29 protein-coding genes and 2 tRNA genes are annotated in these 22305 nt (G+C 66.8%); 18 read left to right on the top strand and 13 right to left on the bottom strand.

The annotated features are described in order from the left end of the window. Positions 1 to 32 precede the first annotated feature (32 nt). A complete protein-coding gene (locus ABDV68_RS00900; protein WP_343517761.1) occupies positions 33 to 599 on the bottom strand; it encodes an HNH endonuclease in 567 nt (188 codons plus the stop codon). Positions 600 to 712: 113 nt separating this feature from the next. Here ABDV68_RS00900 and gluQRS point away from each other — a divergent pair, with 113 nt between their 5' ends. The 3 genes from gluQRS to ABDV68_RS00885 are packed head-to-tail and all read left to right on the top strand — an operon-like array spanning position 713 to position 2376. Further along, positions 713 to 1555, top strand: coding sequence for a tRNA glutamyl-Q(34) synthetase GluQRS (gene gluQRS, locus ABDV68_RS00895; RefSeq protein ID WP_343517760.1), 843 nt, complete (start codon positions 713 to 715; stop codon positions 1553 to 1555). Between the two features lie 9 nt (positions 1556 to 1564). After that, positions 1565 to 1795 carry a twin transmembrane helix small protein gene (locus tag ABDV68_RS00890; protein WP_343517759.1) on the top strand — a complete coding sequence of 77 codons (231 nt, stop codon included), beginning with the start codon at positions 1565 to 1567 and terminating at the stop codon, positions 1793 to 1795. An 11-nt stretch (positions 1796 to 1806) separates the two neighbouring features. Then, complete coding sequence (locus ABDV68_RS00885; protein WP_343517758.1) at positions 1807 to 2376, top strand: cob(I)yrinic acid a,c-diamide adenosyltransferase; 570 nt, start codon at positions 1807 to 1809, stop codon at positions 2374 to 2376. Between the two features lie 5 nt (positions 2377 to 2381). On the opposite strand, the gene ABDV68_RS00880 is transcribed toward ABDV68_RS00885, so the two are convergent. From ABDV68_RS00880 to ABDV68_RS00870, 3 genes are all read right to left on the bottom strand, one after another. Then, a tRNA-Gly gene (locus ABDV68_RS00880) sits at positions 2382 to 2455 on the bottom strand. A gap of 57 nt (positions 2456 to 2512) precedes the next feature. Further along, the gene (locus ABDV68_RS00875) at positions 2513 to 2797 is read right to left on the bottom strand and encodes a GIY-YIG nuclease family protein (protein ID WP_343517757.1); all 285 of its coding nucleotides are present in this window, start codon (positions 2795 to 2797) and stop codon (positions 2513 to 2515) included. An 11-nt stretch (positions 2798 to 2808) separates the two neighbouring features. Then, positions 2809 to 2894: transfer RNA gene (locus tag ABDV68_RS00870), tRNA-Tyr, on the bottom strand. A gap of 94 nt (positions 2895 to 2988) precedes the next feature. Between ABDV68_RS00870 and rlmB the strand changes: the two genes are divergently transcribed. Continuing rightward, the gene (gene rlmB, locus ABDV68_RS00865; RefSeq protein ID WP_343517756.1) at positions 2989 to 3747 is read left to right on the top strand and encodes a 23S rRNA (guanosine(2251)-2'-O)-methyltransferase RlmB; all 759 of its coding nucleotides are present in this window, start codon (positions 2989 to 2991) and stop codon (positions 3745 to 3747) included. A 20-nt stretch (positions 3748 to 3767) separates the two neighbouring features. Then, a complete protein-coding gene (locus ABDV68_RS00860; RefSeq protein WP_343517755.1) occupies positions 3768 to 4541 on the top strand; it encodes a hypothetical protein in 774 nt (257 codons plus the stop codon). Positions 4542 to 4926: 385 nt separating this feature from the next. Here the strand turns inward: ABDV68_RS00860 and ABDV68_RS00855 are convergent, their stop codons facing one another. Beyond that, a complete protein-coding gene (locus ABDV68_RS00855; protein ID WP_343517754.1) occupies positions 4927 to 5244 on the bottom strand; it encodes a 2Fe-2S iron-sulfur cluster-binding protein in 318 nt (105 codons plus the stop codon). Positions 5245 to 5307: 63 nt separating this feature from the next. Between ABDV68_RS00855 and ABDV68_RS00850 the strand changes: the two genes are divergently transcribed. From ABDV68_RS00850 to ABDV68_RS00805, 10 genes are all read left to right on the top strand, one after another. Further along, complete coding sequence (locus tag ABDV68_RS00850; protein WP_343517753.1) at positions 5308 to 5931, top strand: DNA-3-methyladenine glycosylase 2 family protein; 624 nt, start codon at positions 5308 to 5310, stop codon at positions 5929 to 5931. A gap of 60 nt (positions 5932 to 5991) precedes the next feature. Then, the gene (locus ABDV68_RS00845; protein ID WP_343517752.1) at positions 5992 to 7104 is read left to right on the top strand and encodes an S-(hydroxymethyl)glutathione dehydrogenase/class III alcohol dehydrogenase; all 1113 of its coding nucleotides are present in this window, start codon (positions 5992 to 5994) and stop codon (positions 7102 to 7104) included. A gap of 20 nt (positions 7105 to 7124) precedes the next feature. Beyond that, a complete protein-coding gene (locus ABDV68_RS00840) occupies positions 7125 to 7523 on the top strand; it encodes a VOC family protein (RefSeq protein WP_343517751.1) in 399 nt (132 codons plus the stop codon). Then, positions 7520 to 8383, top strand: a complete 864-nt coding sequence (gene purU, locus ABDV68_RS00835; RefSeq protein ID WP_343517750.1) for a formyltetrahydrofolate deformylase — start codon at positions 7520 to 7522, stop codon at positions 8381 to 8383. Before ABDV68_RS00840 ends, purU begins: the two co-directional genes overlap by 4 nt. Then, positions 8380 to 9219: an S-formylglutathione hydrolase gene (gene fghA / locus ABDV68_RS00830; RefSeq protein WP_343517749.1), complete on the top strand. Its 840-nt coding sequence runs from the start codon at positions 8380 to 8382 to the stop codon at positions 9217 to 9219. Before purU ends, fghA begins: the two co-directional genes overlap by 4 nt. A 69-nt stretch (positions 9220 to 9288) precedes the next feature. Then, positions 9289 to 10431, top strand: coding sequence for a M20/M25/M40 family metallo-hydrolase (locus ABDV68_RS00825; RefSeq protein ID WP_343517748.1), 1143 nt, complete (start codon positions 9289 to 9291; stop codon positions 10429 to 10431). Then, positions 10431 to 10676, top strand: a complete 246-nt coding sequence (locus tag ABDV68_RS00820; RefSeq protein WP_343517747.1) for a hypothetical protein — start codon at positions 10431 to 10433, stop codon at positions 10674 to 10676. Before ABDV68_RS00825 ends, ABDV68_RS00820 begins: the two co-directional genes overlap by 1 nt. Then, positions 10673 to 12280: an NAD(P)/FAD-dependent oxidoreductase gene (locus ABDV68_RS00815; RefSeq protein ID WP_343517746.1), complete on the top strand. Its 1608-nt coding sequence runs from the start codon at positions 10673 to 10675 to the stop codon at positions 12278 to 12280. The genes ABDV68_RS00820 and ABDV68_RS00815 overlap by 4 nt, the downstream gene beginning before the upstream one ends. 223 nt (positions 12281 to 12503) lie before the next feature. Next, positions 12504 to 12905, top strand: coding sequence for a hypothetical protein (locus ABDV68_RS00810; RefSeq protein WP_343517745.1), 402 nt, complete (start codon positions 12504 to 12506; stop codon positions 12903 to 12905). Between the two features lie 69 nt (positions 12906 to 12974). Then, the gene (locus ABDV68_RS00805; protein WP_343517744.1) at positions 12975 to 13307 is read left to right on the top strand and encodes a DUF1905 domain-containing protein; all 333 of its coding nucleotides are present in this window, start codon (positions 12975 to 12977) and stop codon (positions 13305 to 13307) included. 55 nt (positions 13308 to 13362) lie between these two features. On the opposite strand, the gene ABDV68_RS00800 is transcribed toward ABDV68_RS00805, so the two are convergent. The 6 genes from ABDV68_RS00800 to ABDV68_RS00775 form a co-directional block, all read right to left on the bottom strand. Further along, positions 13363 to 13983 carry a hypothetical protein gene (locus tag ABDV68_RS00800; RefSeq protein WP_343517743.1) on the bottom strand — a complete coding sequence of 207 codons (621 nt, stop codon included), beginning with the start codon at positions 13981 to 13983 and terminating at the stop codon, positions 13363 to 13365. A 136-nt stretch (positions 13984 to 14119) separates the two neighbouring features. After that, the gene (locus ABDV68_RS00795) at positions 14120 to 15013 is read right to left on the bottom strand and encodes a hypothetical protein (protein ID WP_343517742.1); all 894 of its coding nucleotides are present in this window, start codon (positions 15011 to 15013) and stop codon (positions 14120 to 14122) included. Positions 15014 to 15017: 4 nt separating this feature from the next. Further along, on the bottom strand, positions 15018 to 16070 hold the full coding sequence (locus ABDV68_RS00790) for a ribonucleotide-diphosphate reductase subunit beta (protein ID WP_343517741.1): 1053 nt from the start codon (positions 16068 to 16070) through the stop codon (positions 15018 to 15020). Positions 16071 to 16085: 15 nt separating this feature from the next. After that, the gene (locus tag ABDV68_RS00785) at positions 16086 to 16319 is read right to left on the bottom strand and encodes a hypothetical protein (protein ID WP_343517740.1); all 234 of its coding nucleotides are present in this window, start codon (positions 16317 to 16319) and stop codon (positions 16086 to 16088) included. Beyond that, positions 16316 to 16507, bottom strand: a complete 192-nt coding sequence (locus ABDV68_RS00780) for a hypothetical protein (RefSeq protein WP_343517739.1) — start codon at positions 16505 to 16507, stop codon at positions 16316 to 16318. Before ABDV68_RS00780 ends, ABDV68_RS00785 begins: the two co-directional genes overlap by 4 nt. Beyond that, entirely contained in the window at positions 16507 to 16809 is a 303-nt protein-coding gene (locus ABDV68_RS00775; protein WP_343517738.1) for a hypothetical protein, read from the bottom strand. Before ABDV68_RS00775 ends, ABDV68_RS00780 begins: the two co-directional genes overlap by 1 nt. Before the next feature lie 83 nt (positions 16810 to 16892). On the opposite strand from ABDV68_RS00775, the gene ABDV68_RS00770 reads away from it, so the two are divergent. Continuing rightward, a complete protein-coding gene (locus tag ABDV68_RS00770; protein WP_343517737.1) occupies positions 16893 to 17180 on the top strand; it encodes a DUF2171 domain-containing protein in 288 nt (95 codons plus the stop codon). A 95-nt stretch (positions 17181 to 17275) separates the two neighbouring features. On the opposite strand, the gene ABDV68_RS00765 is transcribed toward ABDV68_RS00770, so the two are convergent. After that, positions 17276 to 17686, bottom strand: a complete 411-nt coding sequence (locus ABDV68_RS00765) for a membrane protease subunit (RefSeq protein ID WP_343517736.1) — start codon at positions 17684 to 17686, stop codon at positions 17276 to 17278. Between the two features lie 32 nt (positions 17687 to 17718). Next, the gene (locus ABDV68_RS00760; protein ID WP_343517735.1) at positions 17719 to 19674 is read right to left on the bottom strand and encodes a ribonucleoside-diphosphate reductase subunit alpha; all 1956 of its coding nucleotides are present in this window, start codon (positions 19672 to 19674) and stop codon (positions 17719 to 17721) included. A 480-nt stretch (positions 19675 to 20154) separates the two neighbouring features. Between ABDV68_RS00760 and ABDV68_RS00755 the strand changes: the two genes are divergently transcribed. Together ABDV68_RS00755 and ABDV68_RS00750 are read left to right on the top strand one after the other, a co-directional pair. Continuing rightward, complete coding sequence (locus ABDV68_RS00755) at positions 20155 to 20499, top strand: hypothetical protein (protein ID WP_343517734.1); 345 nt, start codon at positions 20155 to 20157, stop codon at positions 20497 to 20499. Between the two features lie 54 nt (positions 20500 to 20553). After that, the gene (locus ABDV68_RS00750) at positions 20554 to 22077 is read left to right on the top strand and encodes a M20/M25/M40 family metallo-hydrolase (RefSeq protein ID WP_343517733.1); all 1524 of its coding nucleotides are present in this window, start codon (positions 20554 to 20556) and stop codon (positions 22075 to 22077) included. Positions 22078 to 22305: the final 228 nt, after the last annotated feature.

The raw sequence follows: 22305 nt of genomic DNA, 5'->3' as shown, positions 1-22305 counted from the left end.
GAAGCTAGCTCGCACGCCGGATTTGTCGAGGGCTAGGCCTCGAGCTCGACATCCCAGTAGAGCCAGTCGTGCCAGGTCTCGTGCAGATGGTTGGGCGGGAAGCGCCGGCCATGCTCCTGCAGCTGCCAGCTGGTCGGGCGGATCGGCGCCATGAACAGCGGCATCGCCGCCTGCTTGGGGGTGCGCCCGCCCTTTTTGAGGTTGCACGGCGCGCAGGCCGTCGCGACATTCTCCCACGTCGTCCGCCCGCCCTGCGCGCGCGGGATGACATGGTCGAAGGTCAGGTCCCGGTGGCTGCCGCAATATTGGCACTCGAACTTGTCGCGCAGGAACAGGTTGAAGCGTGTGAAGGCCGGGAATTGCGACGGCTTCACATATTGCTTGAGCGCGATCACCGAGGGCAGCTTGATCGCTGCGGTGGGGCTGCGCACCTCGCGCTCGTAATGGCTGACGATGTCGACCCGGTCGAGGAACACCGCCTTGATCGCGGTCTGCCACGGCCACACGCTCAGCGGGTAATAGGAGAGCGGGGTATAGTCGGCATTCAATACGAGGGCGGGACACCCGTCAGGATGGCGGATCAGATCGGGATGGTACATGGTCCCCCTCGTGCCCGTTACGCCAAGAACATTTTGCCGGTCCCGCCTCTCGCCACGAAGCGTTACGCCGTCATGACAACATATGCCGCGACTCGCGGTCAAGAGCCGGTTTCATGATTGTCACGCGATTCGCGCCGAGCCCGACGGGACGGTTGCATTTGGGTCACGCCTTTTCGGCGATCCGGGCGCATGACTTCGCGCGCGAGCGCGGCGGGCGCTTCCTGCTGCGGATCGAGGACATCGACGGGACGCGCAGCCGGCCGGAGCATGTCGACGCGATCCTCGCCGATCTCGCATGGCTTGAGCTCGCCTGGGACGGCGAGGTCGTGTTCCAGTCGCAGCGGCTGCCGCGCTACCAGGCCGCGCTCGACCGGTTGAAGGCGATGGGGCTGCTCTATCCCTGCTTCTGCACCCGCGCGGACATCGCCGCCAGTGCGAGCGCGCCGCATGGACCGGAGGGGCCTGTCTATCCCGGAACCTGCCGCGCATTGAGTGCGCCCGACCTGTCGCAGCCGCATTGCTGGCGGCTCGACATGGCCCAGGCGCTGGCCGTGGCCGACGAACCGCTCGTCTTCGCGGATTCAGGCCGTGGCACGATCGTCGCCGATCCGGCGCGCCATGGCGACGTGGTGCTCGCGCGCAAGGATGCGCCGGCCTCCTACCATCTTGCCGTCACGGTCGACGACGCGGCGCAGGGCGTCACCGACATCGTTCGCGGCGAGGACCTGTTCGCGGCGACGCACGTTCATCGCCTGCTCCAGGCGCTGCTCGAGCGGCCGGTCCCGCACTACCATCATCATGCGCTCCTCAAGGGCGCCGACGGCGAGCGGCTCGCCAAGCGGCACGGCGCGCCGACGCTCGCCGCGCTGCGCGAAGCGGGGGAAGATGGCCGGGCGCTCGCCGACGCGCTGCGCAACGGCGAACTCCCGGTTGGATTCGCCGCCGCGAAGGCCTAGATCACAACTATGAAACTCTTCCTCATCCTGCTCCTCATCGCCGCGATGATCGCGACGGTCGTCGCCCTCATCCGCGGCATCATCACCTTCCTCAAGGTGACCGAGGCGGACCTCAAGGGCGGCAACGGGCCCAGCGCCTCGGCGCTCAAGTCGAACAAGATGATGCAGCAGCGCATCCTGTTCCAGGGCATCGCCATCGCGATCGTCGCCGTCCTGCTGCTGATGGCCAGCAGCAGCTGAGGCCGCCGGCCTTGGTCAAGCTCAACAGGATCTACACCCGCACCGGCGACGACGGCACCACGGGGCTGGTCGACGGTTCGCGCGTCGCCAAGAACGACCCGCGCATGGCAGCGATCGGCGATGTCGACGAGGCGAACAGCGCGATCGGCGTGGCGGTCGCCGCGCTCGGCGGCGAGTACCCCGCGCGCCTGCTCGAGACCGTGCAGAACGACCTGTTCGACCTCGGCGCCGACCTCGCCACGCCGGGCGAGGACTTCACGCCGTCCGAAACCGCGCTGCGCATCGCCCCGGCGCAGGTCGCACGGCTCGAGGTCGCGATCGACGCCGCGAACGAGGCGCTGGAGCCGCTGCGCAGCTTCATCCTGCCGGGCGGGTCAACCGTCGCCGCCGCGCTCCACCTCGCCCGCGCGATCACCCGCCGCGCCGAGCGCACCGCCGTCGCCGCGGCGCAGGAGGTTCCGCTCAATCCGCAGGCGCTCGCCTATCTCAACCGGCTGTCGGACTTGCTGTTCGTGCTCGCGCGCGAGGCAAATCTGGCGGTGGGCGGCGATGTCCTGTGGAAGCCTGGCGCGAACCGCTAGGAAAGTGGAGCGGGTAGCGGGAATCGAACCCGCGTATTCAGCTTGGAAGGCTGCTGCACTACCATTGTGCTATACCCGCCTGCGCGGATTTCGCCTTTAGGCGAAATCGGCTTCGGCGGGCAAGCCCGCTTTGTCTCTATCGGAGACGGCGCATCGCAAGGGCACGGCCCGAGCCTGATTTGAGGTAACGCTCGAACGCGACCGCCTTCGGCCGATCGCGAAATGCCGTATAGCTGACCAGGACCCATGGCAGGTATTTGGAAGTATGGGATGACCGCCCGGCATTATGCTCTGCCAGACGAGCACGCAGATCATCCGCAAGCCCAGTGTAGAACTGATCAGGCTCTCGCTCGCTCTGCAGGATGTACACGTGGAACATCGCCATCGACGGTAGGATGGCTTGCCAGCCGAAGCGCCGCAAGGCGCGAAGTTTGGTGGAAGGGACTGGATTCGAACCAGTGTACGCTCACGCGGGCAGATTTACAGTCTGCTGCCTTTAACCACTCGGCCACCCTTCCATGCGGCACGCCGAAGCGAGTGCGGGCCATTGCCGAAGCGCGCCGCCGCTGTCAACGCCTTGCGCCGGTGTTTCGTGCCGCCTAGCGTCTCGCGATGAACAAGGGACCACGACGGGGGCATCGTCCTTCCGGCAATTCGGGCAGCGGCAACCGTCCCCGCTTCTGGGGCCGCCACGCCGTCACCGCGGCGCTCGCCAACCCCGAGCGCAACGTGCGCAAGGTGTGGGGGACGCGCGAGGCGCTCGCCGCGCTCGAGCTGCCGCCGGTGCTGCCGATCACCTTCGCCGACGCCGCCGACCTCGCCCGGATGGTGCCCGGCGACGCGCCGCACCAGGGCATCGTGATCGAGGTCGACCCGCTCGAGGAGATCTGGCTGGGCGACTTGCTGGAGCAGGGCGCCGGCGACCGGCGGCCGCTGCTGGTGCTCGACCATGTCACCGACCCGCACAATGTCGGCGCGATCCTGCGCTCGGCCGCCGCGTTCGACGCGCTCGGCATCGTCACGCAGGATCGGCATGCGCCGCCCGAATCGGGCTCGCTCGCCCGCGCCGCCTCGGGCGCGCTGGAGGTGGTGCCATGGGTGCGCGTGGTCAACCTCGCCCGTTCGCTCGACGAGATCGGCGAGGCGGGGTTCTGGCGCATCGGGCTGGCGGGGGAGGCCACGGGCACGCTCGCCGAGGTGATGGGCGATACCCGCCCCGCGCTGGTGCTCGGCGCCGAGGGCGAGGGCATGCGCCACAACACCGCGCAGCATTGCGACGAGCTTGCGCGGCTGCCGATCTCGCCTAAGGTCGAGAGCCTGAACGTGTCCAATGCCGCGGCGATCGCGCTTTACGCCGCGGTGTCGCGCTAAGGGCAAAGGGGGAAGCAGCGATGTTCGACTCGATCAAAGGCGTCACGCTCGCGCTGATCGCCCCGCTGGTGCTGGTGGGCTGTGCGTTCAGCCCGGGCAAGTTCACTTCCTCGCTGACCCTGCTCGCCGATCGCAGCTTCACCTTCAGCTATCAGGGCGAGGTGATCGCGGTCGATATCGCGGGCGAGATGGCCAAGGGCATGGGCGACGCCTTCAAGAGCGACGACAAGGACAAGACGGACACCAGCACCACCGCGCTGCTGCGCGACGCGGCGTGGCAGGACGAGGACGCCGCCGGGAACGCGGCCGCGCCCGCGGACGACGACGAGAAGGATTCAGCTGAGGACAAGGCCAAGAAGGAAGCCAAGTTCAGGGCGATCGGCGAGGCGCTGACCAAGGAGGCGGGCTATCGCTCGGTCAGCTACAAGGGCGACGGCGTGTTCCTGATCGACTATCAGATCAGCGGCAAGCTCACGCATAATTTCCTGTGGCCCTATAATCTCGACGCCGAGGTGATCTTCCCGTTCGTAGTGGTCGAGCTGCGCGGCAAGGATCAGGTGCGGATCAAGGCGCCCGCGTTCGGCGACAATGATTCGCCGGCCAAGGGCAAGAGCGACGACAGCAAGGCCAAGCTCGACGGCACCTTCACGCTGATCACCGACGGCGAGCTGGTGAGCCAGAACAACGAGGACGGGGCCAAGACCGAGGGCGGGCGCAGGACCGTGACGTGGAAGGCGACCCCGCTGAGCAAGGACGCGCCGATGGCAGTGGTGAAGGTCGCGCCGCTGAACTGAGGGCGGCGGTCGGTCGGAAGTTGACGAAGTTACGCGGAACGCGGTTCATCCTGTCAACTTCATTGCCTTGGCAGGCGGATGCCGGCCGTGAGGTTCAATCGTGCGGATCGACGAAATCAAAGAGCGGCCGCGATGCGACCATTCGATGCAAGCAAATGAATTCCAACATTGCAAGGCGGAACGGCACCAGGGGTAGCGGTCGTACCCCCGCTCCGTCATTCCGGCCCCTGTACCGGGATCCACGGTGCCGCGACCGGTGCGATGAGCTTCTTTGCTTCCTGTTCGCCTTCCGGTCGATTCCGGCACGAGGCCGGGATGACGGCTCATTTGCAATGTACCCCAACCAGACCGGAAGAGGCCGTGCGTCTCCACGCGGCGGCGCGGATCAATCCTCGGCGGCGATCGTCACGCGCAGGCCATCGAGCGCGGGGCCGAACTGGATCTGGCAGGACAGGCGCGAACGGTCGTCGCGATCGGAGGAGCTGTCGAGCAGGTCGTTCTCGTCCTCGCTCATCGGCGGGAGTTTGTCCGCAAATTCCGGATCGACATGGACGTGGCAGGTCGCGCACGAGCAGCAGCCGCCGCACAAGGCGAGCAGTTCGTCGAACCCATTGTCCCGGATCACTTCCATGACGCTCAGGCCCGTCTCGCCCTCCACCTCGCGTTCTTCTCCTTCGCGCGTGACGACGATAAGCTTGGGCATGACCGACTCCTCTTTATGCCGCGCCCATGCCGGGCTTTGCCCCCGCTTTCAAGGTTTCGCCTGATGGGGCTGAGCGCACGACAGATCCGCGCGTCGATCGACGCGATCGCCGAAGCCGAGCCGATGGTAGCCGCGGCGGTGGCCCGCGTCGGCTATCCCGAGCCGCGCATCCGCGACCGCGGTTACGAGACGCTGCTGCGCACGATCGTCGGCCAGCAGGTCAGCGTCGCCGCGGCCGCCTCGATCTGGAACAAGCTCGCGGCCGGGCTTGGCGATCTTACGAAGCCGGAGATCGTCGCCGCCGCGTCCGACGAGGCGCTTCGCGCCGCCGGCCTGTCGCGCCAGAAGGCGAGCTATGCCCGCAGCCTCGCCGACGAGGTGACCAGCGGCCGGCTCGACCTCGCGAACCTGCCCCAGGACGACGAGGAAGCGATCGCGCAGCTGGTGCAGATCAAGGGCATCGGGCGCTGGTCGGCCGAAATCTACCTGCTGTTCGCCGAGGGACGGCCCGCCATCTGGCCGGCGGGCGACCTTGCCGTGCAGATCGAGATCGGCCGGATCATGGGCCATGCCGAGCGGCCGAGCGAGAAGCTGACCCGCGAGATCGCCGAGCCCTGGCGCCCGCATCGCGGCGCGGCGGCGATCCTCGCCTGGCATCACTACAAGGCCGACATGGAGGTGATCTAGGGCTGGCGTGTCCGGACGTCCCTTGCCAAAGAGCGCGGGACAGCAAGGAGGCCAGACCCCATGAAGACCCGCGCCGCCGTCGCCTTCGAGGCGAAACAGCCGCTCGAGATCGTCGAGCTCGATCTGGAGGGGCCGAAGCCCGGCGAGGTGCTGATCGAGATCATGGCCACCGGCATCTGCCACACCGACAGCTACACGCTCGACGGGCTCGACAGCGAAGGCATCTTCCCGAGCGTGCTGGGGCATGAGGGCGCGGGCGTGGTGCGCGAGGTCGGCGCGGGCGTCGCCAGCGTCAAGCCGGGCGACCATGTCATCCCGCTCTACACGCCCGAATGCCGCCAGTGTAAGTCGTGCCTCAGCGGCAAGACCAATCTTTGCACCGCGATCCGCGCGACGCAGGGCAAGGGGCTGATGCCCGACGGCACCACCCGCTTCAGCTACAAGGGGCGGCCGATCTTCCATTATATGGGCTGCTCGACCTTCTCGAACTTCACCGTGCTGCCCGAGATCGCGGTCGCGAAGATCCGCGAGGACGCGCCGTTCCAGACCAGCTGCTATATCGGCTGCGGCGTCACCACCGGGGTCGGCGCGGTGGTCAACACCGCCAAGGTCCAGGTCGGCGAGAAGGTCGTGGTGTTCGGCCTGGGCGGCATCGGGCTCAACGTCATCCAGGGCGCGCGGATGGTCGGCGCGGACGTGATCGCCGGCGTCGACATCAACCCCGACCGCGAGGAGTGGGGCCGCAAGTTCGGCATGACCCATTTCATCAACGGCAAGGGCAAGAGCCGCGAGGAGGTGATCGCCGAGGTGCTGGCGCTGACCGACGGCGGCGCCGACTACAGCTTCGACGCGACCGGCAACACCGAGGTAATGCGCACCGCGCTCGAATGCTGCCACCGCGGCTGGGGCGAGAGCATCATCATCGGCGTGGCCGAGGCCGGCAAGGAAATCGCCACCCGCCCCTTCCAGCTCGTCACCGGCCGGGTGTGGAAAGGGACCGCGTTCGGCGGCGCCAAGGGCCGCACCGACGTGCCCAAGATCGTCGACTGGTATATGAACGGCAGGATCGCGATCGACCCGATGATCACGCACGTGCTGAGCCTCGAGGAGATCAACAAGGGGTTCGACCTGATGCATGCGGGGGAAAGCATCCGCAGCGTCGTCGTCTACTGACGCAACGAAGGAGAGGAGCCATGTTCAACCACATCATGGTCGGATCGAACGACCTCGACCGGTCCAAGTCGTTCTACGACGCGGTGCTCGGCACGCTCGGCTTTGCGGGCGAAGCGCACCGCGACGTCGCCAAGACCGGGCACCACCGGCTGTTCTACCGCCACAATGGCGGCACCTTCTGCATCTCCGAGCCGATCGACGGTGAATCCGCGACCTTCGCCAATGGCGGGACGATCGGGTTCAAGTGCGATTCGCCCGAGCAGGTGAAGGCGTTCCACGACGTCGCGGTGGCCAATGGCGGCACCTCGATCGAGGACCCGCCGGGGCTGCGGCAAGGGGCGCTGGGGCCGATGCATCTGAGCTATGTCCGCGACCCGGACGGCAACAAGCTCTGCGCCATCCACCGCCCCGCGGCATGAGCGAAGCCGGCTGGATCCTCACCCTCACCTGCGCCGACCGGGTGGGGATCGTCGCCGGGGTCAGCGGGTTCCTCGCCCGGCACGAGGGATTCATCCTCGACAGCCAGCAATATGCCGACCTGGAGACGGGGCGCTTCTTCATGCGAGTCGTCTTCACACGCGGCGGGCCGGGGTTCCCGGCGGACCGCGAGGCGCTGGTCGCGGCGTTCCAGCCGGTCGCGGCGGAGCTCGCGCTCGACTGGGGACTGTCGGCAAGCGCCGAGAAGCCCAGGCTCGTCGTCGCGGTGTCGAAGGGGTCGCACTGCCTCAACGACCTGCTCCACCGCCAGCAATCGGGGACGCTGTCGGCGCGGATCGTCGCGGTGGTCTCGAACCACGACACGCTGCGCCGGCTCACCGAGTGGCACGGCGTGCCCTATCACCACCTTCCCGTCGGCGAAGGCGGCAATGCCGAGCAGGAGCGGCAAATCGAGGCGGTGATGGACGCGGCCGGCGCGCCCTATCTGATCCTCGCCCGCTACATGCAGGTGCTGACCCCCGGCTTCGCCGACCGGCTGGCGGGGCGCTGCGTCAACATCCACCACAGCTTCCTGCCCGGCTTCAAGGGCGCCCGGCCCTATCATCGCGCGCACGAGCGCGGCGTGAAACTGATCGGCGCCACCGCGCATTTCGTCACCAGCGACCTCGACGAGGGGCCGATCATCGAGCAGGCGGTGGAGCGGGTGGACCACCGCGACAGCGTCGACGACCTGATCCGCATCGGCCGCGACATCGAGGCGCAGGTGCTCGCCCGCGCCGTCGATGCGCTGGGCGAGCGGCGCGTGTTCCTCAACGGCAACCGGACATTGGTGTTCAGATGACCCTCGAAACCCTCTCCTCGACCAAGGCGCATGGCGGCACTCAGAGCGTGTACCGCCACCAGAGCATCGCCACGAACACGCCGATGACCTTCTCGGCCTTCGTCCCCGACCATGAAGAGGGGGCCAAGCTGCCCGTGCTCTGGTACCTTTCGGGCCTCACCTGCACCCACGCGAACGTCACCGAGAAGGGCGAGTACCGGCAGGCCTGCGCCGAGCATGGCGTGATCTTCATCGCCCCCGACACCTCGCCGCGCGGCGACGGCGTGCCCGACGACGAGGCATATGATTTCGGCCAGGGCGCCGGCTTCTATGTCGACGCGACCGAGGAGCCTTGGGCCGCCAATTACCGCATGCGCTCCTATGTCGAGGACGAGCTGCCCGCGCTGATCCTGCGCGAGTTCGCCTGCGCCGATCTCTCCCGCCAGGGCATCACAGGCCACTCGATGGGCGGGCACGGCGCGCTCACCATCGGGCTGCGCAACCCCGACCGCTTCCGCTCGGTCTCCGCCTTCGCGCCGATCTGCGCGCCGCTGCATTGCCCGTGGGGCGAGAAGGCGCTGACCGGCTATATCGGCGGCGACCGCGAGGACTGGCGCGCCTATGACGCCTGCGCGATGATCGCGGACGGGCTGTCGGTGCCCGAGCTGCTGGTCGACCAGGGCGACGCCGACCCGTTCCTCGCCGAGCAGCTCAAGCCCGAGCTGCTCGAGAAAGCGTGCCGCGACGCCGGGATCGACCTGACGCTGCGCATGCAGCCGGGCTATGACCATAGCTATTATTTCATCTCCTCCTTCCTGCCCGAGCATGTCGCCTGGCATGCCGAACGGCTGAAATGATCCCTGCCCCGCATTGCTGATCCGCGCGCGCGGCTCTAGCCTGAGCCGTAAATAGCGAGGGGACAGCATATGCGGATGATGGTTGCGGCAGTGGCGATGATGACGGCGACGGGTGCTGCTCATGCGCAAAAGGCGGCGCCCCAGGCCGATGCCCAGGCGCTGGAGCTGCTCAAGCGCGGCATCGCCTTCCGCACCGTCGCCGGGCCGGGCAACCAGACGCCCGACTATGCCAACTACCTGCGCGACGCGCTGATCGCGGGCGGCTTCGCGGCGGAGGACGTGACGGTCGAGCGGATCGACGACACCGCGATGCTGATCGCGCGCTATCGCGGCACCGCCGGGGCCGGCACCAAGCCGATCGCGATCATCGGCCATATGGACGTCGTCGCCGCCGACCCCAAGGACTGGGAGCGCGATCCATTCACCCCGGTGGTCGAGAACGGCTATATCTATGGCCGCGGCGCCACCGACAACAAGTTCAGCGTGTCGGCGATGATCGCGGCGCTGATCCAGCTCAAGAAGGACGGATTCAAGCCGAGACGCGACATCGTCTTCCTAGGCTCGGGCGACGAAGAGACCGGCATGAAGACCACCGCCGCGCTGGCGGAGAAGTTCGCGGGCGCCGAGCTGCTGCTCAACATCGACGGCGGCGGCGGGCGCTATTCGCCCGACGGCAAGCCCGAATATTACGGGCTGCAGGCGGCGGAGAAGAGCTATGCCGACTTCATCCTGACCGTGACCGATCCCGGCGGCCATTCGAGCGCGCCGCGGCCGGTCAACGCGATCGTGACGCTGGCGCGGGCGCTCGAGCGGATCGGTACGTACAAATTCCCGGCCGAGGTCAACGAGATCACCAAGGCCTCGCTCGCGGTCGCGGCGGAGACCGCCAAGCCCGAGGACGCCGCGGCGATCCGCGCCTTCCTCGCCAACCCGCAGGACGAAGCGGCGCTCAAGGTGCTGCGCGCCAATTACGGGCTGGTCGGGCAGATCGGAACGACTTGCGTGCCGACCATGGTCAATGCCGGCCACGCCCAGAACGCCCTGCCCCAGCGCGCCACCGCCAACGTCAACTGCCGCATCTTTCCGGGCCACTCGATCGAGAGCATCGGGACCAAGCTCGGCGAGATCGCGGCGGAGCCGAGCCTGACGGTCAAGCATGACGACCGCAGCACCAGCCGCCCGCCCCCGCCTCGCCGCTGCGGCCCGACGTGATGAAGGCAGTGAGCGACGGCATCCATGCCCGCTACCCCGATGTGAAGGTCATCCCGAGCATGTCCGCCGGGGCGACCGATTCGATGCATTTCCGCGGCCGCGGGGTGCCGAGCTACGGCATCGCGCCGATCTTCATGAAACAGTCCGATCAGTTCGCCCATGGCCTCAACGAGCGCACGCCGCTGAGCGAGCTGGCGCCGGCGGTGACCTATTTCCGGCGGGTAGTGACCGAATTGTCCAAATGACGGCGCGTTACGACGCGCTAATCGTCGGCGGCGGGCATAACGGCCTGGTCTGCGCCTTCTACCTCGCCCGCGCCGGCATGAAGGTGCGGGTGCTGGAGCGGCGCGCGGTGGTCGGCGGCGCGGCGGTGACCGAGGAATTCCATCCCGGCTTCCGCAACTCGGCGGCGAGCTACACGGTCAGCCTGCTCCAGCCCAAGGTGATCGCCGACATGAAGCTGGTCGATCGCGGGTATCGCGTGATCGAGCGGCCCATCTCCAACTTCTTCCCGCTCGACGGCGGGTATCTCAAGCTCGGCGGCGGGGCGGAGCGGACGCGGGCCGAGTTCGCACGCTTCTCCGAGAAGGATGCGGCGGCACTCCCCGGATACGAAGAGGCGCTGGAGCGGGTCGCGGACATGCTGCGCTCGATGGCGCTCAAGACCCCGCCCAATGCGGGCGGCGGGATCGCGGCGCTGCTCGCCGCGGCGGCGCAGGGGCGCGAGCTGGCCAAGATGCCGATCGCGGGGCAACGCGACGCGCTCGCGCTGTTCGTCCAGTCGGCGCGCGAGTTTCTCGACCAGTGGTTCGAGAACGACCATGTGAAGGCCGCCTTCGCGTTCGACGCGGTGGTCGGCAATTTCGCCGGGCCGTCGGCGCCCGGATCGGCATATGTGCTGCTTCACCATGTGTTCGGCGAGGTGAACGGCAAGAAGGGTGCATGGGGCCACCCGGTCGGCGGCATGGGCGCGATCACCGGGTACATGGCCGACGCGGCGCGCGAGGTGGGGGTCGAGATCAGCCTGGAGGCGCCGGTCAGCCAAGTGCTGGTCGATGGCGGCAAGGTCGCCGGGGTCCGGCTGGCGAGCGGCGAGGAGATCGCGGCGGGGATCGTCGCGGCGAATGTCGGGCCGGCCTTGCTGTACCGGCAGATGATCGACGCGAGCGACCTGGACGACGATTTCCGGCGGCGGATCGCGGGGTTCAAGACCGGCTCGGGCAGCTTCCGCATGAACGTCGCGCTGAGCGAGCTGCCCGACTTCACCGTGCTGCCGGGCAGGGATGGCGAGCACCACCGCAGCGGCATCATCATCGCGCCGACCATGGACTATATGGACCGCGCACACGAAGACGCGGTGCGATATGGCTGGTCGAACGCGCCGGTGGTGGAGATGACCATCCCCTCGACCGTCGACGACAGCCTCGCCCCGCCGGGCGCGCATGTCGCGAGCCTGTTCTGCCAGCATTTCGCTCCGGCGCTGCCCAACGGGCGCAGCTGGGACGACGAGCGCGAGGCGGCGGCGGACGACATCATCGACACGGTGACCGAGCATGCGCCCAATTTCCGGGGCTCGATCCTGGCGCGGCAGGTCCACTCGCCATTGGACCTGGAGCGCAAGTTCGGGCTGGTCGGGGGCGACATCTTCCACGGGCGCATGTCGCTCGACCAATTGTGGGCGGCACGGCCGGTGCTGGGGCATGGCGACTATCGCGGGCCGATCGCGGGCCTCTACATGTGCGGCGCGGGCACGCATCCGGGCGGAGGGGTAACCGGGGCGCCGGGGCACAATGCGGCGCGGGAAATATTGCGCGACAGGAGCCTGATCGGGCGGTGGCTGCGGCGCTGATCGTTTCACCTGCGACTTTATCTTCCGGCGCAATGCTGCTAACGGCGGCGCGCTCGTCCGGATCGGCCGGACCCATTTGAGGAGGGCGGACATGTTCAACTTCGTTTCCGCGCTCCCTGAAACGCGGCGACCAGCCACGGCTGGGTAAGCCGCCGGCCCCGAGCGGCCGGCCCGTTTCCCAAGCAATCCAAATGTCCCGCGCCCCGCGCGGGGGAGCATCGTCATGTATCTGCGCTTCATCGCGCCGGGGTGGGAGGTCCGCCGCGGCGTGGACCGTGGCCTGTTCGGCCCGGCCTATACCCATGCCCGCGACGCGGCGACGCCGGAGGGCATCGCGCGTGCCCTGTGGCACGAGATCCGCTGGTTCGAGCGCGAGCTGCCGGTGCCGCGGTGGCGCGCCTTCTGCGTGCGATCGAAGCGGCGCTGGCGGGCGCACGGCATCTGCTGGTTCCGCGACGACGCGCAGGCGATGATCGCGCACGCCCATGTGCTGGCGGCGCTGCTGCACGAGCTGGGCGTGCCGGTGACGCGTCACGTGACGCATCGCCCGGGCACGATCCTGTATCGCGACGACTGGCAGATCGTCGCCAAGCCGGACGCGGCGACCCCGACGCGGTGGCACTGAGCCGCCGCGCCGGGGCAGGCGGCGGGCACGGCTTCCGGGCGGGAGGCGATCCGGCTAGACGCTGGCGGAATGGCGCATGACGGCGACCCCGCGTTCGAGATCGAGACCAAGCTGTGGCGCTGGACGCCCGCGCCGCCGGCCAAGGCGAGCTGGTATTTCGTGACGATCACCGGCGAGGCGGCGGACGCGATCCGCGCATTGGGCTTCGAGCGGCGCGCGCTGGGCGGGGCGCGCGGCTTCGGATCGGTGCGGGTGCGGGCGAGCGTCGACGGGGTGGCGTTCGAGACCTCGGCCTTTCCGCATGCGTCGAGCGGCGGCTATGTGCTGCCGGTCAAGGCCGCGGTGCGCAAGGCCGCCGAGGTGAGCGAGGGGGCGTTGGTGACCGTCGGGCTGTGGCTGTGAGGGTCGTCGCGATCTCCCGAAAGTCCCAAAAGTCACACTGCCACGCGCGCGCGAGTCAGCCGTCCTCGTAATCATAGTCGTCATCCTCGGCGTAGGGCGGGGATAGCGCCTCGCGGCCGTCGGCGATGGACGGAACCTGATAGTGGAGCGGTGTGAGCGGCTCGGCGGGGACACTGCTGTCGGCGAGCGTCGCAAGCGCGGCATCGAACACGGCGCCGCCGGCGGTGCTCCAATCCATCATGCCGACCGGCTTGCCGCCCAGGGCATGGACGCCGGCGGTGATCGCGTTACGCTCGAGCAGCCACATCAGCAGCCGGTCCGACGGCTCGCGCACCTCGGCGACGATCTTGCCCTCGCGCCACATCTCCCGCACGCCGCCCTTGATCGCGCGCTCGTACGCCGTGGTCATCAACCGCGCGGTGGCGATCCGAAGCGACTGATCCCACGCTGCGGCGAACGCCTTGCCGTCGGGATGATGGCGCAGGCGATAGGCCGAGCGCGGGGTGATGCCGGTGGCATGCGCGGCCTCCGAGATGCAGCCGGTATCGGCGAGGGCGCGGAGGAAGCCGCGCTGGCGCTCCGCGGTCCAGCCGTCGTGGCGGGTGCGCAGGGTGACGGGGGTGTAGGTTTCGAGAGGATCGGCGGGGGTGTCGGGTGTGGGGTGGTCGTGCTTCATGGGATGGCTCCTTTGGTTAGGGGAGCCGGGGTATTTAACCTAATTGGTTCGTGTAGGAAAATGGGATGCGCAATGGGAAGGCAATCTACGGACGCATCTGCACGCGGTGTAATGAAGCCCATGCGGCCCGGGCAATCTATCGATTCAGTTCCAGCTCAGGTCCAAATCTAGGGTCAGAAAGGAACATATCCCTAGCCTTCTCTCTAAATGCCTTTTCCAATCGCGCGCGTTCAAAGGGACTTTCGTCAGAGCATCTCGCAAACAGGTGAATATGACCATCTACGTTGGAAATCCGACTTGATATTATCTTATCTTCGCCGTCCACAAATCGCTTCAGGGATGCAATGTAGCTCTCCGGAAGAGCTTGGCAGCAGATATCAAGTTCATCCGGGCTTGCTTCTTGAGACCTGGATTGATAGCTCTTTTTAGACCGACCTATTCTATCAACTTTCATCATCAACGATGATAGTTGCTCCATAATGTATTCTTGACCAGACATCTCTTGTTCGGAAATGTCTGCTGGCTTGAATTGTCCAAAATGCCGCAAGAATGTAGAGAAATCCCTGTCATTTTGAGACTTACTGTAAGTCGCCTTAACTTTCTCACCCAGCCTAGCCTTGAAGTCTATAATTTTTCCGAATCTCAAATCTCTCGGATACTCAACGTGCTCGACCACCCCCATATCAAAGCTAAATCCAGTAAAATCATCCTTAATGATTATTGTGGGCTTATCAAATGCCAACCTCATGCCGAGCTCAAACATAACGTTGGGATTCTTCTCGCTCACGTCGCAGATTACTATCGGTAGATTATACAAATTTTGTACGATAGTCCTTTGAATGACAGTGATCTCATCAGCCGTGCTCACCAGCTTTGCAGAGAAGCCTACATCAGAAACCGCATCAGTGATTATTTGTAGCACGTCTTCCCAATGGCGCTCGGAGCAACCACCAATTGATGAGATAGGCATAACTATACCACAGGGGATGCCCTGTGATTTATTCTGATCCCCCGTTTCTTTAGGTGACACCGCCTTACTCCGCCGCCACCGTCCCATCAAACAACCCGCCCTCAGCGCCACCATCCTCGTTCGCCGCCGGCCCGGCCTTGGCCTTCTGGCGCTTGTCGAACGAGTCCCACACCTCGCCCCAGTTCCCTCGCGTGGCGCCCTTCGAATATTCCGTCGCCCTCGTCTCGAAGAAGTTGGCGTGCTCGACGCCGTTGAGCAGCGGGGTGAGCCAGGGGAGCGGGTGCTCGTCGATCATGTAGATCGGCTTGAGGCCGAGCTGGTTCAGGCGCCAGTCGGCGATGAAGCGGATATACTTCTTGATCTCCTTGGGCGTCATGCCGGGGACCGGGCCCTGCTCGAACGCGAGGTCGATGAACGCGTCCTCGAGCCGCACGGTCGTCTGGCAGACGTCCATGATGTCGTCCTTGACCGCCTTGGTCAGGCAGTCGCGCTCCTTGACGAAGGCATGGAACAGGCGGGTGATGCCCTCGCAGTGCAGGCTCTCGTCGCGGACCGACCACGACACGATCTGGCCCATGCCCTTCATCTTGTTGAAGCGCGGGAAGTTCATCAGCATCGCGAAGCTGGCGAAGAGCTGAAGCCCCTCGGTGAAGCCGCCGAACATGGCGAGCGTCTTGGCGATGTCCTCGTCGGTGTCGACGCCGAACTTCTGAAGGTAATCGTGCTTGTCCTTCATCTCGGCATATTCGAGGAACATGCCGTACTCGCTCTCGGGCATGCCGATCGTGTCGAGCAGGTGGCTGTAGGCGGCGATGTGCACCGTCTCCATGTTGGAGAAGGCGGCGAGCATCATCTTGATCTCGGTCGGCTTGAACACGCGGCCGTATTTCTCGTGGTAGCAATCCTGCACCTCGACATCCGCCTGGGTGAAGAAGCGGAAGATCTGGGTGAGCAGGTTGCGCTCGTGATCGGTGAGCTTCTGCGCCCAGTCGCGGCAATCCTCGCCCAGCGGCACCTCTTCGGGCAGCCAGTGGACCTGCTGCTGGCGCTTCCAGAACTCATAGGCCCAGGGATATTCGAAGGGCTTGTAGGTCTTGCGGGCTTCGAGAAGGGGCATTGCAACGGTCCTTGGTCAGAAGTCGAAAAGCTGTTTGGCGGCGAGAACGAGCGACACGATGATCGCGAAGCTTCCCGTCGCGCGATAGAAATTGAGCGTGAACGGTCCGGGTTCGGCGGGACGCGCGCCGATGAGCCGGTATTTCCACATGTTGTAAGCGGCCACGCGTTCGGGCGCGCGCACGGCGACGATCCCCTGCACGAAGATCACGGCCAGCACGAGCCAGATGAAGCCATCCCACCAGGTCATGCCGCGCTCGCCAGGCTGAACACCAGCGCGAAGCCGGTGAGGAACAGGCAGAGCGCGACCAGCATCATGCCGGCGATGCGCATGGCATAGGCGCCCTCGGGCGTGGCGGCGCGGCGGCGCAGCAAAGCGAGGCCCGCGACGCCGCTGGCGATGCCGATGCCGGCCTGGAGGGCGAGGGCGCGGGTCATTAGTCGCGGACCCTCACCACCTTCTCGCGCACCACCACCTTCTTGCCGCGCCACGAGCCGACGCCGAACACGACGATGCCGAGGAAGAAGCCGAAATCGTACCAGCCGCCATTGTTGGGCACGGCATAGACCGCGACCTCGGGCAGGAAGAGCGAGAGCACCCAGGCGATCGGGAAGATGAAGCCGTGCCACAGCCCGAGCAGGAAGCCGGGCGCTTGCGGCGAGACCGCGGTGGCGACCTGCTGCGCGCAGGCGGCGAGCGGGGCGAGGCTGGCGATCGCGAGGGTCGAACGAAGCTTCATGGTCGGACTCCTGCATCGAAAGGGGCGCACGGGCGTTGAGCGCCCGACGGCATTCCACGCATCAACGCATGAGGAGGCGACAAATGGCCGACACCAGCAACATCCGCGAGCATATGGAAGTGATCGGCGCCGACGGCGTCCATATCGGCACGGTCGACCGCGTCGAGGGCGCCCCCGACGGTTCTTGGCGCATCAAGCTGATCAAGGCGGACAGCGGCGCCGAGATCGAAGGCGCCGCGGAGGGCGGGCGCCACCACCATTACATCCCCGCCGGGCTGATCGCCGAGGTGGAGGGGGACCAGGTGCGGCTCTCCGCCAATGCCGATGTCGCGATCACCTTCGAGGAGGAGGAATCGGGCGAGCCGATCTGAGCGGCACGCTGGCCCCGGCACTAGACCGGGATGGCGCCGGAGGTCGCGAAAAGGCGCGCACGGGGCGTGCGCCGTCGGCGCCATCGCCGTGCCGTTCACTGCCCATCGCCTTGCGGCCCGGTCGCCAGTCGCCGCGATTCGGTGACCGGCAGACCGCCCTCGGTCGGCACATAGATCAGCGAGGCCTTGCTCGATTCGAGCGCCTGAATCTGCAGATAGCGCAGATAGCCTTCCGGTCCGCCCAGACTGTTCTGCAGGATCGCATTGGCCTGCGCCGCGCCACGTGCGCGGATCACCTCCGCCTCGGCCAGCGCGATCGCGCTTTCCTTCTTGGCGCGTGCCTCGAGGATCGCGACTTGACGCGAGGATTGCGCCTCGGCAAGCGCGGCCTCGCCCGCCAGCCGCTGTGAATAGACGCGGTACTGCGGCCAGACGAACAGCGCGACGAGAATCACGACCACCGCCGCGCCGATCAGTGACAGGGTGCAGCCTGTTTTCTGGTCCATGCCGGTCTCCTCTCAGACCTGCTCGCCCCACCTCACTGGCACGCCAGACATTCGTCATAGTCCGTGCTCTCGCCGAGGTTGAACTGCGGCTTCTCGATCGTGTTGTCGGCCTCCACGCCGCCCGCGAAGCCGGCGCGCTGCACCGATTTGGAGCGGAGATAGTAGAGCGACTTGATGCCGAGCTCCCACGCGCGGAAGTGGAGCATCAGCAGGTCCCACTTCTCGACATCGGCCGGGATGAACAGGTTCAGCGAGGCCGACTGATCGATATAGGGGGTGCGGTCTGCGGCGAGCTCGAGCAGCCAGCGCTGGTCGATCTCGAACGACGTCTTGAAGCAGTCCTTCTCCTCCTGCGAGAGGAAGTCGAGATGCTGGACCGAGCCGCCCTGCTCGAGGATCGAGTTCCAGACATTGTCGGAGTTCTTCGACTTCTCGATCAGGATCTTCTCGAGATAGGGATTGCGCACCACGAAGCTGCCCGACAGCGTCTTGTGGGTGTAGATGTTGGCCGGGATCGGCTCGATGCAGGCCGAGGTGCCGCCGCAGATGATCGAGATCGACGCGGTCGGCGCGATCGCCATCTTGCAGCTGAAGCGCTCCATCACGCCCATGTCGGCCGCGTCGGGGCATGGGCCCCGCTCGACCGCGAGCTGCATCGATGCCTCGTCGACCTGCGCCTTGATGTGCTTGAAGATGCGCAGATTGTGGGTCTTGGCCATCGCCCCCTCGAAGGGCAGGCCGCGCGCCTGGAGGAAGGAGTGGAAGCCCATCACGCCGAGGCCCACCGAACGCTCGCGGCTGGCGGAATAGGCGGCCTTCTCCATGCCCGGCTCGGCACGGTCGATATAGTCCTGCAGCACATTGTCGAGGAAGCGCATCACGTCCTCGACGAAGCCCTTGGCGTCCTTCCACTCGTCCCACGTCTCGAGGTTGAGCGAGGACAGGCAGCACACCGCGGTGCGATCGTTGCCGAGATGGTCCTTGCCGGTCGGCAGGGTGATCTCGCTGCACAGGTTCGAGGTCGAGACCTTGAGGCCCAGGTCGCGGTGATGCTTGGGCATGTTCCTGTTCACGTGGTCGGCGAACACGATGTAGGGCTCGCCTGTGGCGAGACGGGTCTCGACCAGCTTCTGGAACAGCGCGCGGGCGTCGACCTTGCCGCGCTCCGAGCCGTCCTTGGGCGACCTGAGCACCCATTCCTCGCCGTTTCGCACGGCTTCCATGAACGCGTCGGGGATGAGCACGCCGTGGTGGAGGTTCAGCGCCTTGCGGTTGAAGTCGCCCGACGGCTTGCGGATCTCGAGGAACTCCTCGATCTCGGGGTGCGAGATGTCGAGGTAGCAGGCGGCCGAGCCGCGGCGCAGGCTGCCCTGGCTGATCGCGAGGGTGAGCGAATCCATCACGCGGACGAAGGGGATAATGCCCGAGGTCTTGCCGTTGAGGCCGACCGGCTCGCCGATGCCGCGGACATTGCCCCAATAGGTGCCGATGCCCCCGCCGCGCGAGGCGAGCCAGACATTCTCGTTCCAGGTGTCGACGATGCCGTCGAGGCTGTCGGGCACCGAATTGAGGAAGCAGGAGATCGGCAGGCCGCGCCCGGTGCCGCCGTTCGAGAGAACGGGGGTGGCGGGCATGAACCACAGCTTCGAGATATAGTCGTAGATGCGCTGGGCGTGCGCGGCATCGTCGGCATAGGCCGAGGCGACGCGGACAAACAGGTCCTGGAAGGTCTCGCCCGGGAGCAGGTAGCGGTCCTTGAGCGTCTCCTTGCCGAACTCGGTGAGCAGCGCGTCGCGCGAGTGATCGACCTCGACCGGATAGGGCCGCGGGTTCACCGCCTTGGAATCGGCCTTCTTCTTCGCCTTGGCGGGAGCGGCCTTGGTCTCGGCGATCGCCGAGTCTGCTGCGGGCGTCGCCACAGTCGGCGTCGCGGTGGTATCGGTCACGGTCTCACTCACGCTTGCTTCCTGCTGTTCCCTGAAGTCCATCGTCGTTCGTCCCTTGCCCGCTCAAACATACGACTCGGGGGCATCCGGCGATATTACCACCGCGCACACCTGAGCGTGAGAACAAAAAGTGTCCATCGCCCGGTCCAAGGCACGAGCGGGCCCATGCCGCGATATGGGGTCGCGGACGGTGTTCCACCAGTGCTTGGGCTCGACCCCCTGTCTAGCCACTAGAGATTGTGGCAGATCGGCCCGGGAGGCAAGACCGTAAATGACAAATGAAAGACTCGGTTCGTCGCTGATTTGACTCGGCTCATGGCGCGCCCGCAACGGCCCGGCGCACGCGACGCGCGGACCTTCCTCGCCTTTTCAGAAAGCAAGAGAACGAACGCGGAACCCACAATTTTTTGTGCCGGGGATTCGTCCACAGAAAATTACCCGCGCGCCGGTCAGCCTCGGGAAAGCTTCGGCCAGTCACAACGGGATGGAGCGCTTCGTGAAGGCGCCACGGGAGACTGACCGATGCGAATCGCGTTGCTTGCCGCCGCCGTCGCGCTGACCGCCCTCCCCGCCGCCGCGCAGATTCGCGACCCTTCGGGCGGGGTGCGCTGGCCGGCCCCCTCGCCCGCCCTTCCCGGCGTGGCGCGCGAACTGGGGCAGGCCGACCGCTCGATCCGCGACGGGCGCGAGAGCGGGCAGCTGTCGCGGCGCGAAGCCCGGGCGCTGCGCCGCGAGAGCCGCCAGATCGCGGTGCTGGAGGAACGTTTCGCGCGAGGCGGGCTGTCGGAGTCCGAGCGTGCCGAGCTCGAGACGCGCGTCCGCGCGTTGCGCAGCGTGACCGGGGCGAAGCGGGCCTCCAAGCCCTAGATTGCAGTCCGCCCGCGCCACGCTAGGCTGACCCGATCAGCAGGAGGGCGGCACATGGACGAGGCGAACGGCATCATCGGGCGGCGCGCGATGCTCAAGTGCGCAGTGGCCGGCGCGGCGCTGAGCGCGCCGGGCGCGGCACTGGCGGCCGACAATATGGCGGACGTGAAGAAGGCGATCGCCGCCGGGCACGATGCGGCGGTCAAGCGGCTGCAGGACTGGATCCGCCTGCCCTCGATCGCGGCCGAGAATCGCGGCTATCCCGAGGGCGCCGAACATATGAAGCAGCTGGCGCTCGACGCCGGCTTCCAGCATGCCGAGATCGTCCCGTCCAAGGGCAAGCCCGGGGTGTTCGCGACGCTCGACGCCGGCGCCAAGAAGACGCTCGGCATCTATTTCATGTACGACGTCAAGCAGTTCGACCCGGCGGAATGGGAGCATCCTCCGCTCGAGGCGAAGCTGATCGACAAGCCCGGCTTCGGCAAGGTGGTGATGGGCCGGGGCGCGGTGAACCAGAAGGGACCGCAGGCGACCTTCCTCGCCGCGCTGCACGCGATGAAGGCGGCGGGGCGCAAGCTGCCGGTCAATCTCGTGCTGGTGGCCGAGGGCGAGGAGGAGATCGCCTCGCCCAATTTCCACGAGATCGTGACCGCGCCACAAGTCGCCCCCGCGCTCAAGAGGACCGTCGGGGTGATCATCCCGACCGGCTGGCAGAGCCCGGCGACGGGCGGCGTCACGCTCGCGCTGGGGGCAAAGGGCGCGGTCGAGTTCGAGCTCACCGTGTCAGGCGAGAAATGGGGCCGCGGGCCCAAGGGCGACATCCATTCGAGCGAGAAGGCGCGGGTCGACAGTCCGCCGTGGCGGCTGGTCGCGGCGCTGTCGACGCTGGTCACGCCCGACGGCAACACGGTGAAGATCGACGGCATCGAGGAGAAGGTGCGCCCGCTCAGCGCGCGGGAGCGCGAGCTGATCCTGCTCAACGCGCGCGCCAACAGCGAGGAGGCGGCGAAGAAGTCGCTCGGCGTGTCGCGCTGGATCGACGATATGAGCTGGGAGGAGTCGCTGGTGCGGCTGGCGCAGGTGCCGACGGTCAACATCCAGGGGCTGGTGTCGGGCTATATGGGTCCGGGGGGCAAGACCGTGCTGCCCGGCCGCGCCACCGCCAAGATCGAGATGCGGCTGGTGCCCGACATGACCAAGGAAGACACGCTGGCCAAGCTGCGCGCGCATCTCGACAAGCGCGGCTTCAGCGATGTCGAGGTCAATGTCTCGGGCGGCTATGGCCCGACCGAGACCGCCGAGACCAGCGCGCTGATCCGCGCCGAACTGGCGACGTGCGCGCGGCTCGGCGTGCCGGCGACGCTGTCACCGCGGCTGGCGGGGAGCTGGCCGGGGGTGATCTTCACTGGGCCGCCGCTCAGCCTGCCCGCCGGCCAGTTCGGCTTCGGCCATGGCAGCGGTGCGCACGCCCCCAACGAATATTTCGTGATCGAGAGCAGCAACCCCAATGTGATGGGAATGGACGCCGCGGCTTTCGGCTTCGTCGACTTTCTGTATCAGGTGGCGGCGACGGCCTGAGGCAGCTCCCATCCTCCCCCGCCAGGGGGAGGTGGCAGGCGCAGCCTGACGGAGGGGGCGGACGCGGCGCACTCAAGGTTCGAGGGGTTCGCCGTCCTCCCCCTCCGTCGCCTTCGGCGCCACCTCCCCCTGGCGGGGGAGGACTCGGTTACGCTCAGCTCCGCACCCCGCCAGCGCGGCGCGCGCGGCGTCGAGGCGTTCGCGCACCGGCGTCGCGGCGGGATCGGG

The sequence above is a fragment of the Sphingomonas sp. genome, from assembly GCF_039595165.1.
Taxonomy (GTDB): domain Bacteria; phylum Pseudomonadota; class Alphaproteobacteria; order Sphingomonadales; family Sphingomonadaceae; genus Sphingomonas.
Note: the sequence above shows the minus strand (reverse complement) of the source record. Positions and strands in the feature narration are given on the sequence as shown.

Excerpts from the sequence above, each read along its gene's own strand:
- ABDV68_RS00840 (WP_343517751.1), top strand. The coding sequence starts at position 7,125 with ATGTTCAACCACATCATGGTCGGATCGAACGACCTCGACCGGTCCAAG.
- ABDV68_RS00890 (WP_343517759.1), top strand. The coding sequence starts at position 1,565 with ATGAAACTCTTCCTCATCCTGCTCCTCATCGCCGCGATGATCGCGACG.
- ABDV68_RS00765 (WP_343517736.1), bottom strand. The coding sequence starts at position 17,686 with ATGGACCAGAAAACAGGCTGCACCCTGTCACTGATCGGCGCGGCGGTG.
- ABDV68_RS00855 (WP_343517754.1), bottom strand. The coding sequence starts at position 5,244 with ATGCCCAAGCTTATCGTCGTCACGCGCGAAGGAGAAGAACGCGAGGTG.
- ABDV68_RS00805 (WP_343517744.1), top strand. The coding sequence starts at position 12,975 with ATGGCGCATGACGGCGACCCCGCGTTCGAGATCGAGACCAAGCTGTGG.
- rlmB (WP_343517756.1), top strand. The coding sequence starts at position 2,989 with ATGAACAAGGGACCACGACGGGGGCATCGTCCTTCCGGCAATTCGGGC.
- ABDV68_RS00775 (WP_343517738.1), bottom strand. The coding sequence starts at position 16,809 with ATGAAGCTTCGTTCGACCCTCGCGATCGCCAGCCTCGCCCCGCTCGCC.
- ABDV68_RS00845 (WP_343517752.1), top strand. The coding sequence starts at position 5,992 with ATGAAGACCCGCGCCGCCGTCGCCTTCGAGGCGAAACAGCCGCTCGAG.
- ABDV68_RS00825 (WP_343517748.1), top strand. The coding sequence starts at position 9,289 with ATGCGGATGATGGTTGCGGCAGTGGCGATGATGACGGCGACGGGTGCT.
- ABDV68_RS00810 (WP_343517745.1), top strand. The coding sequence starts at position 12,504 with ATGTATCTGCGCTTCATCGCGCCGGGGTGGGAGGTCCGCCGCGGCGTG.
- ABDV68_RS00800 (WP_343517743.1), bottom strand. The coding sequence starts at position 13,983 with ATGAAGCACGACCACCCCACACCCGACACCCCCGCCGATCCTCTCGAA.
- ABDV68_RS00820 (WP_343517747.1), top strand. The coding sequence starts at position 10,431 with ATGAAGGCAGTGAGCGACGGCATCCATGCCCGCTACCCCGATGTGAAG.
- ABDV68_RS00750 (WP_343517733.1), top strand. The coding sequence starts at position 20,554 with ATGGACGAGGCGAACGGCATCATCGGGCGGCGCGCGATGCTCAAGTGC.
- ABDV68_RS00790 (WP_343517741.1), bottom strand. The coding sequence starts at position 16,070 with ATGCCCCTTCTCGAAGCCCGCAAGACCTACAAGCCCTTCGAATATCCC.
- ABDV68_RS00755 (WP_343517734.1), top strand. The coding sequence starts at position 20,155 with ATGCGAATCGCGTTGCTTGCCGCCGCCGTCGCGCTGACCGCCCTCCCC.
- fghA (WP_343517749.1), top strand. The coding sequence starts at position 8,380 with ATGACCCTCGAAACCCTCTCCTCGACCAAGGCGCATGGCGGCACTCAG.
- ABDV68_RS00760 (WP_343517735.1), bottom strand. The coding sequence starts at position 19,674 with ATGGACTTCAGGGAACAGCAGGAAGCAAGCGTGAGTGAGACCGTGACC.
- ABDV68_RS00770 (WP_343517737.1), top strand. The coding sequence starts at position 16,893 with ATGGCCGACACCAGCAACATCCGCGAGCATATGGAAGTGATCGGCGCC.
- purU (WP_343517750.1), top strand. The coding sequence starts at position 7,520 with ATGAGCGAAGCCGGCTGGATCCTCACCCTCACCTGCGCCGACCGGGTG.
- ABDV68_RS00780 (WP_343517739.1), bottom strand. The coding sequence starts at position 16,507 with ATGACCCGCGCCCTCGCCCTCCAGGCCGGCATCGGCATCGCCAGCGGC.
- gluQRS (WP_343517760.1), top strand. The coding sequence starts at position 713 with ATGATTGTCACGCGATTCGCGCCGAGCCCGACGGGACGGTTGCATTTG.
- ABDV68_RS00785 (WP_343517740.1), bottom strand. The coding sequence starts at position 16,319 with ATGACCTGGTGGGATGGCTTCATCTGGCTCGTGCTGGCCGTGATCTTC.
- ABDV68_RS00900 (WP_343517761.1), bottom strand. The coding sequence starts at position 599 with ATGTACCATCCCGATCTGATCCGCCATCCTGACGGGTGTCCCGCCCTC.
- ABDV68_RS00850 (WP_343517753.1), top strand. The coding sequence starts at position 5,308 with ATGGGGCTGAGCGCACGACAGATCCGCGCGTCGATCGACGCGATCGCC.
- ABDV68_RS00860 (WP_343517755.1), top strand. The coding sequence starts at position 3,768 with ATGTTCGACTCGATCAAAGGCGTCACGCTCGCGCTGATCGCCCCGCTG.
- ABDV68_RS00815 (WP_343517746.1), top strand. The coding sequence starts at position 10,673 with ATGACGGCGCGTTACGACGCGCTAATCGTCGGCGGCGGGCATAACGGC.